This window comes from Streptococcus pseudopneumoniae (assembly GCF_001073085.1).
In the GTDB taxonomy this organism is placed as follows: domain Bacteria; phylum Bacillota; class Bacilli; order Lactobacillales; family Streptococcaceae; genus Streptococcus; species Streptococcus pseudopneumoniae_M.
The window spans coordinates 24,092-37,684 of the sequence record NZ_JVFV01000007.1 but is presented as its reverse complement, the minus strand read 5'-3'; the positions used below and the strand labels follow the sequence as shown (position 1 = coordinate 37,684).

Below are 13,593 nucleotides of genomic sequence, written 5' to 3'. Positions count from 1 at the left end.
GTTCATTGATATGAGCAGGATGGCTTTATTCTAAAGCGCTAGCTCCTGCCACGATTTCTGTGATTTCTTGTGTAATCGCCGCCTGTCTGGCACGGTTATACTGGATTGTCAAATCATTAATCACTTTTTTAGCATTATCAGTCGCTGTTTGCATGGCTGTCATACCAGCAGCATTTTCAGCTGTCTTGGCATCAATAATAGCACCATAAATCATACTTTCTGCAAACTGTGGTAACAATTGATCCAAGATTTCTTCACGACTTGTTTCAAGGTCAAAGGTCAAGCTATAGTTATCATCTGCTTCATTTGGATCCAAGTCCACGATTGGAAGCATCTGTTCTACACGCATTTGACTTGTCAATGTATTCACGTGGTGGTTGTAGCAAACATAGAGCTCATCAAAAAGTTCGTTTTGATACATTTCAATTGTTTTTGTGATAATCTTACGAACTTCATCAAAGCTTGGTTGGCTTGCAAGTCCACGCAATTCATAGATTGGTTGAATACCACGTGATTTGAAGAAATCGGCTCCCATACCACCAATACAGATAACTTCAAAATCATCACCTGAAGGATGGTATTCTTGCTGAAGTTCCATGACTGCTTTCAAGATAGAAGAATTATATCCTCCAACAAGACCACGGTCAGATGTAATGACGATATAGCCTGTTTTCTTGACAGGGCGACTAATCAACATAGGGTTTGTTGATCCGGCGGCACCATCACCATGAAGGATATCTGTAACCAGTTTACGTACTTTTTGTGCATAAACTTGGAAGTTACGAGCTGCTTCTTCAGAACGACCTAACTTAGCTGCAGAAACCATCTGCATCGCGTTAGTAATTTGACTAGTATTTTTTGTTGAGGCGATTTTTGTTTTAATATCATTTAGAGATACTGCCATCTGACACCTCTATTCTTATTGGAAGCTTGATTGATTGAGAAACTCAGTAATCGCAGCATCCAAGACTGCTTCATCTGGCAAGTCTTTTGTTTCACGAATGGTTTCCAAAATTTCAGGATGTTGAGCATCAAAGAACATATGGAACTCTTCTTCGAAACGAACGATATCGTCTACAGGAATTGTATCCAAGAAACCATGTGTTAAAGCATAGAGAATAGTAACTTGTTTCTCAACAGGTAATGGTTTGTGAACAGGTTGTTTCAATACTTCTACAGTACGACGACCACGGTTCAATTTAGCCTGAGTAGCCGCATCCAAGTCAGAACCAAATTTAGTGAAGGCTTCCAACTCACGGTATGAAGCAAGGTCGATACGGAGTGTACCAGCAACTTTCTTCATGGCCTTAATCTGTGCAGAACCACCAACACGAGATACAGAAGAACCCGCATCAATAGCCGGACGGATACCCGCATTAAAGAGTCCATCGCCAAGGAAGATTTGTCCATCCGTAATAGAGATTACGTTTGTGGCGATGTAGGCTGAGATATCTCCTGCTTGTGTTTCAATAAATGGAAGAGCTGTAATAGATCCACCACCAAGTTCGTCAGAAACTTTAGCAGAACGCTCAAGTAGACGACTGTGAAGATAGAAGACATCCCCTGGGAAGGCTTCACGACCTGGTGGACGACGGAGCAAGAGAGAAAGTTCACGATAAGCTACCGCTTGTTTAGATAAGTCATCATAAACAATCAATACGTGCTTACCTTGGTACATAAATTCTTCCGCCATAGCAACCCCTGCATAAGGTGCAAGGAAAAGCAATGGTGAAGGTTGTGAAGCTGACGCTGTCACGACGATTGTGTAATCCAAGGCTCCGTACTGACGAAGTGTTTCTACTTGTGTACGAACTGTTGATTCTTTTTGACCAATCGCTACATAGATACAAATCATATCTTGACCTTTTTGGTTCAAGATTGCATCGATAGCGATGGTAGTTTTCCCTGTTTGACGGTCACCGATAATCAACTCACGTTGTCCACGACCGATTGGAACAAGGGCATCAATAGCTTTCAAACCAGTTTGCAATGGTTGTGATACTGATTTACGTTGCATAACCCCAGGAGCTGGCGCTTCAACTGGACGAGTTTTGTTTGTGTCGATTGGACCAAGTCCGTCTACAGGACGACCAAGTGGATCCACAACACGACCAATCAAGCTATCACCAACTGGAACTTCCATGATTTTTCCTGTACGACGAATGGTGTCGCCTTCGCGGATATCTGTAAAGTCTCCAAGGATGATGATACCAACATCTGTTGATTCTAAGTTTTGCGCCATACCATAAGAGCCGTTTTCAAAAATCAACAACTCTCCACTCATGGCATTTTCAAGGCCATGAGCACGCGCAATTCCGTCCCCGATGTATGTTACAACACCAGTTTCAGTCACATCAAAATTGGGTTTGAAATTTTCAATTTGTTGCTTAATTAAAGCGCTGATTTCTTGTGCGTTAATTGCCAAAAGAACACCACTTTCTATTTCAAATTTTCCTTAACAACTTTAAGTTGTTGTTTAATACTAACATCAATTGTCTTGTGATTGGCGATAATAACAAAACCACCGATTAAACTATCGTCGATTTCTTCTTTAATGCTGCGCACTTTTAAAGACATCTTTTTCTCGATAATTGGAAGCAAACGTTCTTTTTGTTCATCCGTTAGAGGATGAGCAGACATAATCGTTACTTCAAAACGATTCGTTTCTCTCTCAAGACGGTTTAAACAATCTACAATCACATCATAAAAAAGATATGAGCGATGATTGTACAACAGAACTTGAATGAAGTTTTGTAATAATGGCGATGCTGAATCTTGGAAGAAACTTACTGTTTTTTCCTTGTCAGACTCATCAACATCTACCTGAGCCAAAAAAGAAGGTAAGTCTGTTTCTTCAGCGACTTGCTTAATCTGGGTCAAGTCTGAGAAGATAGAATCTTCTTCTCCTTTTTCAATCACCAATTGGACAAAAGGCATGCTGTATTTTTCAATTACCTTTACTGTCTTTTTGTCCATTAAGCTTCTCCTAGCTGATCAATATACTGATCAATGAGTTCTTTATGGGCATGACCGTCAAGGTTTTGTGAGATGATTTTTCCAGCTAGACTAACTGTCAAATCTGCTACCTCACCTTTAACGCTTTGTAAAGCCTCAGCTTTGTTTTGCGCAATTTCTTGGTTAGCTTTTTCCTTCAAGCGACCAGCTTCTAGCTTAGCTTCAGCTAGAATATCTGATTTGCTCTTTTCAGCTGTCTCCTTGGCATTCTCGATGATTGTTTTAGCTTCACTACGGCTACCTGCTAATTCATCTTCACGCTTTTGCGCAAGAGTTTCTGCTTTTTGACGAGCTTGTTCAGCACCATCAATATCAGCAGCAATCTTTTCAGCGCGTTCTTCGAAGACACTTGTCAAGTTTGACCATGCGTATTTTTTGACTAAGACGATCAAAAGGATAAAAGAGCCAGCAATTAAAATAAAGTTACCAATCAATTCACCTACTGTTACGTGCATCATTTACTCCTTTCTACTCTTCATCATTAATTTTATTTCCTAGATACATAGAAGACAAGACTGTGAATACATAGGCCTGAACACAGGAAATAAACACAGAAAATGCCGTCCAGACAAGATTGGTAACAAATGCGACTGGATACCAATAAAGTGCCTGATGAGAGAGAGTAATAAGCAAGCTTGCCATCACTTCTCCGGCAAAGATATTCCCGAACACCCGCAAGGCAAGTGATAGGAAATTCGTGACTTCTTCAAGGAGATTCATCGGTGTCATGAAACCTGGGGTTACAAAACCTTTTAGATATTTTTTAACACCGCGACGACGAATTCCTTCAATATGGGTCATCAGGATAATTCCAAATGACAAGGCCAAGTCAAACTGGAGATTTGCTGTTGGCGATGTCCAAAGGTTTGTCCCATCTGTAGTTTGAAGTTTCGCCATCAAACCAAGATTATTTGCGATAACCATAAAAAGAAATAAACACAAGTAAAAGAGTGAGTAATCTTTCATGTACCGTGAACCTACGTTAGGTTCTGTAAATCCGACTACAAAGTCATAGAGATACTCGAGTACATTTTGCTTTCCTTTGGGTTTCACAGTCATATTACGACTTGCCCAATAGATAAAGCCAAAAATAAGTGCCACAGACAACAAAGTCAATGCTGTCAAGGTTAAATCAAAGGTAACAGGACCAATATTGATGGTTGGATTGATACTTTCTTCCATCTAGAATCCTCCCTTTTCCATTTTATACTTCTCTTTATTTGATGATAAATGAAAATACGAGAGTTACAAAGAATGTTCCTTCGATAAAGGCAATCCCCATGATCATCAAACTACGCAATTGAGGGATGATATCTGGTTGGCGTGCTGCAGATTTGAACAAACCGTTCATCAAAAATCCTTCTGCAAGAGATACACCCATACAGGCAAGACATAGACCGAAAAATGTTAAATTCATGACGAATTCTCCTTTTTTAAATTAAATTTACTTCACTAGTTTAGTCCTAAAATTTGATTTTGTCAACTTTTTACTAGCATTGAAAGCGTTTCTAATCATTTATTTCTATTTTTACGATTTTCAAGACAATTATATAGAAAATTTTAATGTCTTTTCATATTATTTTTCTTATCTTTCCTATTTTTCTGAAAAGAAAAATCCAAGTTTCAAAACCTGGATTTATCGTTCTTTATTTGAAATACATTGAATGATGACTCTGGCAAGCAGGATTAAAGAGTGCTGCACAATAAGGACAGCTCCCCTTTTCTCTATACTCCTCATAAGTTAGGGTCTTCTTACAGGAACCACATAAGATAGGTCTGTCCTGTTTTAGATTCAAAGGGTAAGGAGAAAATGTGTGCGACTCTAGTTCATTGTGACACTGATAACAGGCATGGTATTTCTTACACTGATAACACTGGAGCGCTACGATATCTTTGTCACTATGGTAATGAACACATCTGCTTTCACCATCTACTAGTAAGCCCTGAGCTTGAACCATGATTTTTCCTTATCTAGGCACGAACTGTGACGCTGGTTCCATCTTCTTTGTAAAGATTAATCAAACCTTCTTTCAAAGCACGGACCATATCACCAGCTTGTACTGGTTGAGGAACCTTGATGGTTAAAAGTTCCATTGGATTTGGTGCACGGTCAATTTTATTACCTTTAGCATCATGAAGGTCTTCTATAAAAGTTTCAAAATGGCGGAAACCTGGGCCATAAAACTCAACTTGGTCACCTTCGTTGATAACGTTACGTTGGCGAATAGTTGCTGTTTGAGTTGCAGCATCATAAGCTACTACTTCAGCAACAAACTTGTATTCTGGAATCTTACGACGAGCACCGAACAGTTGTTCATTTTCAGATGGTGTACCATAGTAGAAACCTGTAGCCAATTCACGTTGGGCTACCTTCCACATTTCATCAATCAAGTCTTGCTTGATAGCTTCAAACTTTTCAGGGCTCTCAAGGTAGGCATCAACAGCAGCCTTGTAGCAGTTTGTAACTGTTGAAACATAGTGGATTGATTTCATACGTCCTTCAATCTTAAGGCTGTCTACACCATTTTCAATCATATCTGGAATATGATCAATCATAGACATATCAACCGCAGACATAGAGAACTCTTCAGGAATTTCTCCTTTAAGGCTCTTACGTTCTTTACCAAATGGCATATCGTAAAGATCGTATTTCCAACGACAAGATTGTGAACATCCACCACGGTTGGCATCACGCATACTCATATGGTTAGAGAGCGTACAACGACCAGAGTAGGAAATACACATAGCTCCATGTACGAAGGCTTCAATCTCTACGTCTGTACGTTTGCGAATTTCTGCCAATTCTTCCATAGAAACCTCACGCGCCAAAACGACACGAGTCAAACCAAGTTCTTTCCAGAATTCAAGAGTTTCATAGTTGGTTGCACTAGCTTGTGTTGAAAGGTGGATTTCAAGTCCTGGTGCTTCTGTTGCAGCAATCATGATCAAGGCTGGATCAGAAACGATAACCGCTGCAATTCCGATATCACGCAATTTACGGAACCATTCGCCGGCACCTTCTTCATTTCCCTCGTGCATAACCATATTGGCAGCCACATATACCTTGGCTCCATACTTAGCCGCGAACTGTACGCCTTCTTCCATTTGTTCGAAAGTGAAGTTACCAGCACGGCTACGAAGACCATAGGCCTGACCACCGATAAAGACAGCATCTGCTCCGTATTGAACAGCTACTTTAAGTTTTTCTAGTGTTCCTGCAGGTGATAGAACCTCAGGACGTTTCAAAGTTTTTGTCATTTTTTCTCCTATTTGCAATATAAAAGTTTGACACCAATCTTAACTATTTTATAGTAAACGGGGTTCAAAATCAAGCCTTGAATGATTGTTTAGACAATTTTAATTTTTAGATTTCTCTGAAAACGTTATTGAACAGTTTCAACATTCCAAGTAGTCCATCCCTTGAAACGAATGGCGCCCTTTTTGTCAGTTTTTAATACCAAATTCTCAAGTTCTTTATCTTCTTGGTTATTCTCCCCATTTTTAACTTTAAATGATTTTTTCTTGTCTATTGAAATAACAGTGATTTTAGGGTGTACAGTTTTGAAGATTTCGATATCTGTTTTTTTATTTGATACTTGCTGATGAGTTATCACTACATCTGCTTGCAGCCTTGGATAATAGCTCGTTAAAAACTTCTCCTCTATATTTCCAGTAACTAGAAAGGTTTGGTTTAGTAACTTTCCATACATTGTAATTGAATCATTTTTATCCTTATTTTGAGTTGCGATTACTTCCAAACTACTTCCAAAAATAGGTAACTGCTGTCCAGTTTTGATGACAACTACCTTGACTTTGCTTTCCTTCAGCTTATCCATAAATTCTCTCTTAGATAAAGTTTCTTCAGTTACTAGAATCTCTCCAAGATCGAAGGCTTTACTGATTTCTAACACATGATCTAACTGCTTAGTATCACTAGTCGTTAGAACCAGCTGATCAATCTTTGCCACTCCTCTACTTTTCAGATAGGGAATTAAACTCCGTTTGGCAACGCTCGTGGTGACTTTCTCCTGCCAGGCTTCTTTCTTTTCAACTGCTAGTTTTTCACCAACATCCAGTAGTATGGTCTTTCCTGTCATGTCTCTTAGAAAAATGCTTCGCCCCTGCTCCATATCTAAGACCGTTAGTTCATTTTCCAGTGGATGTTTGGTAACTAAAAAGAACGAGATGGCAACTATGCCAAGCATAGATATTTTTTTCAAATTCTTTCTATAATCATAAATCAGCGCCAAAGAAATTAAAAGAAATACCAGAACCCAAAGACTCGGTTGACCAAAAACAAAGGGCCTATTAGATAGCTGAGATACATAGCGTATGATGTTTTCTAGCCATTCAAAGAGAAAGTTAAACTGGGTAATAGGATAGATGCATGACAGACAAAAGAGAATCGACAAGAGTGGTAACAAGACCATGTCAAATAAGAATGAAAAAACAAAAGTCAAGAGGATAGACCACGGTTGAAATTCTGAAAAATAGAATGATAAGATTGGCAAGATTCCCAAGGAAATAATGAAACTCTCTCTGGCAATAGCTTTTATGCCTTGACCTTCTTTACTTGTCATAGTTAGGATAAAGGCATAGGCACAGGAGAGCACTCCACCAGCAGTTAGGAAGAAATTCGGCATGATAAGAAATAGAATAAGAATCGTTAAAGCAAAATTATCCAATGACTTGAAGCCATGCTGAGCCAAGATCTTTTGTAAAAGACTTCTAATCACAGAGGCTGAAAATCCTGTCAAACCTGCATAAAACAAAGAAAATGGATAAGCTAGCCATTTGAACTTCTCTTGTGTCAAGCCCAATCGCAAGAGTGACTTTTTAAAAGCATTCATGAAAAATCCGACCTGCATTCCTGACAATGCAAATAGGTGAATAATTCCGAGGCTAGAATAGAGTTCATTCATTTCCTCAAAGTCTGTGTCCAAGTGCCCTAATAACAGACCTGTCATGTAGTTGCGCATGGGGTCGGGAAAGTTCCTTTTTATCCAGACAACTGCTTTTCTTCGCAAACTAGATAAATTTTCTCCTATATCCCAACTGCTCGTGGCTTGCATATCTGAAATTTTCGAAATGGTCAAGGTTTGATAAATCCCTTGACTTTTTAGATAATTACGATAATCAAAACCAGCAAAATTTCTTGCCCCTTGAGGGCTAGCTAATTTCCCTTCTAAAGTAATTTCATAAATATCCGTTAGTTGTTGAAAGTCTTCTTTTTCTGCTTCTGATTGAAGTTTATAATAGACCTGAAAGAGTCTACCGTCAGCCTTTCCACGAAAAGAAAGACTATCCCCATTTACCTTGATGGTATCAGGTAAGATTCGGACCGTATCAACCGAGTCAACGAGATGTTTACTAGCTTCTTCTTGCTGCCATTTTTGAAATGCAAACCAACTCCCAAAAAGTCCACAAACCAAGAGAACCTTGGTCACAGTTTTCCATGGAAATTGGAAAAAGAGGCAGACCAGTAAAAAGACAAAGCCCAAAAGTGCTAATACACTTGCTGAAAAGATTGCATAGTAAAGCCATAGCAAAAGAAAACTGAGATAGATTTTTGGAATTGGAAAGCGACTAATCCACTGTGACATACTCTTTTAACTTTTCTATCGTTTTTGCACCAATACCAGAAACCTTTTTGAGCTCATCTACTGACTTAAATTTACCGTTGGAATCACGATGGTCAATAATGTCTTGAGCACGTTTAGCACCTAAGCCTTTAACTTGTTTCAGTTCCTCTAAACTAGCTTTATTGAGATTGACTTTCTTATTTTCCTTGTTGTTAGAAGCACTTGATGGCATTTCTTGACTGGTAGCTTCTTCCTTATTTGGAACATAGACAAGCGCTTCGTCACTAATTCTCTGGGCAAGATTGATAGACTTACTATCTGCATTATCTGTCAGTCCACCAGCTTTTTGAACAGCATCATTGATCCGACTTCCAACTGGCAAATCATAGATTCCTGGTGATTTGACAGCACCTTTGACATCGACAGTAATCAGATCCTGCTCCACCACTTCTTCTTTCTGATTTTTATCTTCCTTTTCATCCGTCGAATCCTTTGGTATAGTTGTAACTTCTGTTTGCACTTGTGTTTCCTTAGCAGGTGTTTGAGAAAATGGCTTTAGGAGGAAGAATCCGCCTAAGACCAAGCCCAAACCAGCACAGATAGCAATGATTTTATATTCTTTGATTTTTTCTATAAGTTCTTCCATATTTTCTCCTCTCTTAGCTTATTCGTAAGAGAAAGAAAAAACAGCTGAAAAAACTTTTCAACTGCTTACTTATTTGCAAAATAATCTTCCTTGGTTAAGACATAATGGACATCTGTTACGAATCTTCCAGGTTCATTTTTATCCATTCTAGCATATGGTTCTTCGTGTGAGAAGCGCATTCCTGATTTCTCCATGACCTTTCCTGATGCAGGATTATCCTTATCATGAAAGGCATCTAACTTATTCATTCCAATCTTTTCAAAAGCTAGTTCAATCACGGCACGATTGGCTTCAGTTGTCAAACCTTGATTCCAATATTTTTGATGGATAATATAACCAATGGTTGCCTTCTTAAGAACAGTATCCATCTTGTGCAGGTCAATAGTTCCGATAAACTCTCCAGTACTTTTTAGTTCAATTCCCCATCGGCCCAATGGATTAGCTAGATAAAATTGAGCAATGTTGTTCTTAGTTTCCTCTAGACTTTGATTGGTTGGAAAAGTAAATCGCGTATTTTCCTTGTCTGAAGCATATTCAAACATGGTTTCTGCATCATCAAGTGTTACAGGTCTAAGTACTAAGCGTTCAGTTTCGATAATTTGATGCTTGGCTAGTTTGATAAATAGTGATTCCATGATTTCACCTCCCAAAATAGGTTGCTAAAAGAATAACATAAAAGAAATAGGTTTACAAGTTTTTCTTGCAATTTAAAGCGGTTTCATATACAATAAAGTCATCACAAAAACTCTGACGAATGATGTGATACATAAATTGAAACAGCTTAATAGAAAGTGAGTTATCCTATGTTAATTGGAATTCCAAAGGAAATTAAAAATAATGAAAATCGTGTTGCTTTGACACCTGCTGGTGTACAGAGTCTCGTTGGTCGTGGCCACCGTGTCCTCATCGAAACGAATGCTGGACTTGGATCTGGTTTTACTGATGCTGACTATGAAAAGCAAGGAGCTGAAATTGTCGCAACTGCTGCTGAAGCCTGGGCTGCAGAATTAGTTGTTAAAGTCAAGGAACCGCTTGCTAGTGAGTACCAGTTCTTGCGTGAGGATTTACTTCTCTTCACCTACTTGCACATGGCAGCTGCTCCAGAATTGGCTGATGCTATGCTTGCAGCTAAAACAACTGGTGTTGCTTATGAGACTGTCCGTGATACTCAAGGACAACTTCCACTTCTCGTTCCAATGAGTGAGGTTGCAGGTCGTATGGCTGTCCAAATTGGAGCCCACTTCTTGACGAAACAAGCTGGTGGTTCAGGAGTTCTACTCGGTGGTGTTCCTGGTGTTCCTAAAGGAAAAGTAACCATCATCGGTGGTGGTGTGGTTGGTACTCACGCAGCTCGTATCGCTCTTGGTTTGGGGGCTCAAGTAACTATTCTTGATATCAGCGCCAAACGCCTAGCAGTCCTAGAAGACGTCTTTGGTCACCAAATCCAAACTCTGATGTCTAACCCATTTAATATCGAAGCAAGTGTTCGTGAAGCAGATGTTGTGATCGGTGCTGTCTTGATTCCTGGTGCCAAAGCTCCAAAATTGGTAACAGATGACATGGTACAACAAATGCGTCCTGGTTCTGTTATTGTTGACGTTGCTGTTGACCAAGGTGGTGTTATAGCGACAGCTGACCGTGTGACAACTCACGATGAACCTGTCTATGAAAAACACGGTGTTCTTCACTATGCCGTTGCTAACATTCCTGGAGCAGTTGCTCGTACATCTACGATTGCCCTTACAAATGTGACTCTTCCATATATCGAAGCCTTGGCAGGAAAAGGATTTAAGAAAGCTATCCTAGAAGACGCAGGCTTGCTTGAAGGTGTGACAACCTATCAAGGATACCTCACCAGCCAGCCTGTTGCAGAAGGCTTGGAACGTGACTTCACTACAATCAGTGAACTTGTCTAAAATGATTTATAAATTAATACTCAATGAAAATCAAAGAGCAAACTAGGAAGCTAGCCGCAGGCTGTACTGGAGTACGGCAAGGTGAAGCTGACGTGGTTTGAAGAGATTTTCGATGAGTATAAAACTACAAAAATAAGAGCAGCGCTTCCACTGCTCTTTTCTACTATTCTGTTTCTTCTTGATTTTCTTCAGCTTTGACAGGTCGAGGTTCATAGGCTCTGATAATCTGAGCAACGACTGGATGGCGAACCACATCCTTGGCTGAGAAGTGTACAAAGTCGATCTGGTGAATGTTCTTAAGTTTTTCTTGAGCATCAATCAAACCTGACTTGACATTCCGAGGTAGGTCAATCTGACTAATATCCCCATTGACAATCATTTTAGAGTTGAAGCCTAAACGTGTCAAAAACATCTTCATCTGCATGATGGTCGTATTTTGCGCTTCGTCCAAGATGACAAAGGCATCATCCAAAGTCCGTCCACGCATATAGGCAAGAGGCGCGATTTCGATGATTTCACGTTCCATGAGACGGGTTGTTTGATCCTTACCAAGAATCTGGTACAAGGCATCATAAACTGGACGAAGATAAGGATCTACCTTTTCTTTCAAATCACCAGGTAGAAATCCTAGACTCTCTCCTGCTTCTACTGCTGGACGTGTCAGTATGATTCGCTTGACTTGTCCACGCTTGAGGGCTGTTACGGCCAAAGTCACTGCTAAGAAGGTCTTACCTGTTCCTGCCGGTCCAATACCAAAGGTCACATCGTGTTGCTTGACACTATCCACATAAAGCTTTTGACCCAGGGTTTTAACACGGATGGGCTTACCTGTATTATCCTTGATAATCTCTTCTTCATAAAGGGCGACAAACTTATCGATTTCATTATTCTTAACCATTGTAATGGCTGTCACCACATCCGGAGTTCCAACAGTCATTCCACGATTGACCAAGACCATCAAGGCTTGGATAACTTGGCGGGCTTCCTCACAAGCCGACTCCTCCCCCAAGACTTGTACAATCTCAGTACGAGCATGGATGATGACATCTAACTCATCCTCCATCAAACGAAGATGGCGCTCATTAGAACCAAAAAGATGAAACAAATCATCTGGATGACTAAGCTGAATGTCTATTGAATGTTCCTTCAAACAAAGAACCTCTCTAACTCTTTTAATTTTATAAAATGTTTCGTTTGCTTTTAGTAGTTAAAAAGTCGATTAGAAGCTAGTAAAAGTTAAACTGAATGACTATATTATAGCAAAGAGGCTGAGAAATTACTATCCCAAACCTCATCTAGTAGACTTAATGTTCTAAATATTCCTGCCAGATACGATCGAAGTCTCCCATATTAAAGGAAAAGCTAGCATGTTCCTCTAAAAAACGACTCACTTGATCGAAATCATCTGTATGTTTCGGAAAGGCGGATTCCTCAAAGGCAAGATCCGCTAAAATTGCTTTGGGACTATTGCTTTTAGGGTTGCGCTCGGTCATCAGCCAAGTATAAAATGATTTTCTCATAAGCCTCCTAAATCAACTCTGTGCCGAACTGATCTTGCTTGATTTTGCCAGCCTTCATCAAACCACCGAGTGCTTTTTTAAACTGACCTTTCGAGATACCAAAAGTTGCTTTAATGTCATCTGGCGAAGATTTATCATTTAAGGTCATAAATCCACCATTGCTTTCCAAGTAAGTCAAGATCATCTGCGCATCGTTCTCCAACATCTCAAAAGAGCGAGGTTTAAGTGAAAGATTAAGTGTGCGGTCCACCTCACGGAAGCCAATAACACGTACATCTAACACTTGCCCCAAACGAGGTTCTGCATAACGCTCACTTGGATGGATGAAGCCCAGCATATTATTTTCCGGTAAATAGACAAAGGTTCCTGATAGCTTAAGACGGTAAACAATAGCTGGCCAATTTTGATTCTGCATGTTATTGTAGGCAGGACGAGCCAATCGTTGGAAATCTTCCTGATAAGCCAATACGCCCCAGATACGGTCCTTCTTGTCCACTTCTAGACGAATGTATAGGCGATCGCCTTTCTTTGGCCAAAGTTCTTTAAGTTCAGGGAGAATATCTAGTGACACAACGATTTCCTTGTCTGGTAATCCCGTATCAACAAAAACCCCAAGATCCTTACGAACCTCTGTTACGGTTCCCCAACCAAATTGGTCCTGAGTTGCAGTGACCTCTATAGTTGTCAAACGTAGTTTTTGCTTCATGTCTGTATAAGCAAAACCTTTGACCGTATCACCAACTGTATGGGGACCTTCTTCTTTAGCTAGAGCATATGTTTGACCATCCTTTTGAACAAAGTAAAAACGGTCATTTTCATCGATGATGAGTCCAACGATAAAACTTGCAAGATTTGTATTCATATTTCCTTCTTTCGAATAAAACTCAGCCAGCAATGCCAACTGAGTTTTTCTG

15 protein-coding genes are annotated in these 13,593 nt (G+C 39.7%); 1 reads left to right on the top strand and 14 read right to left on the bottom strand.

Annotated features, from left to right (window positions below):
* Window positions 1–25: 25 nt before the first annotated feature.
* From ADH90_RS00405 to ADH90_RS00360, 11 genes are all read right to left on the bottom strand, one after another.
* Window positions 26–904 carry a F0F1 ATP synthase subunit gamma gene (locus ADH90_RS00405; protein WP_049529486.1) on the bottom strand — a complete coding sequence of 293 codons (879 nt, stop codon included), beginning with the start codon at window positions 902–904 and terminating at the stop codon, window positions 26–28.
* Window positions 905–919: 15 nt separating this feature from the next.
* Complete coding sequence (atpA, locus tag ADH90_RS00400) at window positions 920–2,425, bottom strand: F0F1 ATP synthase subunit alpha (RefSeq protein WP_049529485.1); 1,506 nt, start codon at window positions 2,423–2,425, stop codon at window positions 920–922.
* Between the two features lie 14 nt (window positions 2,426–2,439).
* On the bottom strand, window positions 2,440–2,976 hold the full coding sequence (locus tag ADH90_RS00395; protein WP_049529484.1) for a F0F1 ATP synthase subunit delta: 537 nt from the start codon (window positions 2,974–2,976) through the stop codon (window positions 2,440–2,442).
* Window positions 2,976–3,470, bottom strand: a complete 495-nt coding sequence (atpF, locus tag ADH90_RS00390; protein WP_049529483.1) for a F0F1 ATP synthase subunit B — start codon at window positions 3,468–3,470, stop codon at window positions 2,976–2,978. Before atpF ends, ADH90_RS00395 begins: the two co-directional genes overlap by 1 nt.
* 13 nt (window positions 3,471–3,483) lie before the next feature.
* Window positions 3,484–4,197: a F0F1 ATP synthase subunit A gene (atpB, locus tag ADH90_RS00385; protein ID WP_000392856.1), complete on the bottom strand. Its 714-nt coding sequence runs from the start codon at window positions 4,195–4,197 to the stop codon at window positions 3,484–3,486.
* 34 nt (window positions 4,198–4,231) lie between these two features.
* Window positions 4,232–4,432, bottom strand: coding sequence for a F0F1 ATP synthase subunit C (locus ADH90_RS00380; protein ID WP_001054552.1), 201 nt, complete (start codon window positions 4,430–4,432; stop codon window positions 4,232–4,234).
* Window positions 4,433–4,661: 229 nt separating this feature from the next.
* The gene (locus ADH90_RS10665) at window positions 4,662–4,973 is read right to left on the bottom strand and encodes a CHY zinc finger protein (protein WP_080982594.1); all 312 of its coding nucleotides are present in this window, start codon (window positions 4,971–4,973) and stop codon (window positions 4,662–4,664) included.
* Between the two features lie 13 nt (window positions 4,974–4,986).
* Entirely contained in the window at window positions 4,987–6,273 is a 1,287-nt protein-coding gene (locus ADH90_RS00375; RefSeq protein WP_049529482.1) for a peptidase U32 family protein, read from the bottom strand.
* Between the two features lie 125 nt (window positions 6,274–6,398).
* On the bottom strand, window positions 6,399–8,618 hold the full coding sequence (locus ADH90_RS00370) for a ComEC/Rec2 family competence protein (protein WP_049529481.1): 2,220 nt from the start codon (window positions 8,616–8,618) through the stop codon (window positions 6,399–6,401).
* Complete coding sequence (locus ADH90_RS00365; protein ID WP_049529480.1) at window positions 8,602–9,243, bottom strand: helix-hairpin-helix domain-containing protein; 642 nt, start codon at window positions 9,241–9,243, stop codon at window positions 8,602–8,604. The genes ADH90_RS00370 and ADH90_RS00365 overlap by 17 nt, the downstream gene beginning before the upstream one ends.
* A gap of 65 nt (window positions 9,244–9,308) precedes the next feature.
* Window positions 9,309–9,878, bottom strand: coding sequence for a GNAT family N-acetyltransferase (locus tag ADH90_RS00360; RefSeq protein WP_049529479.1), 570 nt, complete (start codon window positions 9,876–9,878; stop codon window positions 9,309–9,311).
* Window positions 9,879–10,046: 168 nt separating this feature from the next.
* Here ADH90_RS00360 and ald point away from each other — a divergent pair, with 168 nt between their 5' ends.
* Window positions 10,047–11,159 (top strand): alanine dehydrogenase, encoded by a 1,113-nt coding sequence (gene ald, locus ADH90_RS00355; RefSeq protein ID WP_049529478.1) that lies wholly within the window; start codon window positions 10,047–10,049, stop codon window positions 11,157–11,159.
* Between the two features lie 163 nt (window positions 11,160–11,322).
* Here ald and ADH90_RS00350 read toward each other — a convergent pair whose 3' ends face one another.
* The 3 genes from ADH90_RS00350 to cvfB all read right to left on the bottom strand — a co-directional run bounded on the left by ADH90_RS00350 (window position 11,323) and on the right by cvfB (window position 13,541).
* Window positions 11,323–12,309: a PhoH family protein gene (locus ADH90_RS00350; protein WP_049529477.1), complete on the bottom strand. Its 987-nt coding sequence runs from the start codon at window positions 12,307–12,309 to the stop codon at window positions 11,323–11,325.
* A 154-nt stretch (window positions 12,310–12,463) separates the two neighbouring features.
* Complete coding sequence (locus tag ADH90_RS00345) at window positions 12,464–12,679, bottom strand: YozE family protein (RefSeq protein WP_001232087.1); 216 nt, start codon at window positions 12,677–12,679, stop codon at window positions 12,464–12,466.
* A 7-nt stretch (window positions 12,680–12,686) separates the two neighbouring features.
* Complete coding sequence (gene cvfB, locus ADH90_RS00340; protein WP_049529476.1) at window positions 12,687–13,541, bottom strand: RNA-binding virulence regulatory protein CvfB; 855 nt, start codon at window positions 13,539–13,541, stop codon at window positions 12,687–12,689.
* Window positions 13,542–13,593: the final 52 nt, after the last annotated feature.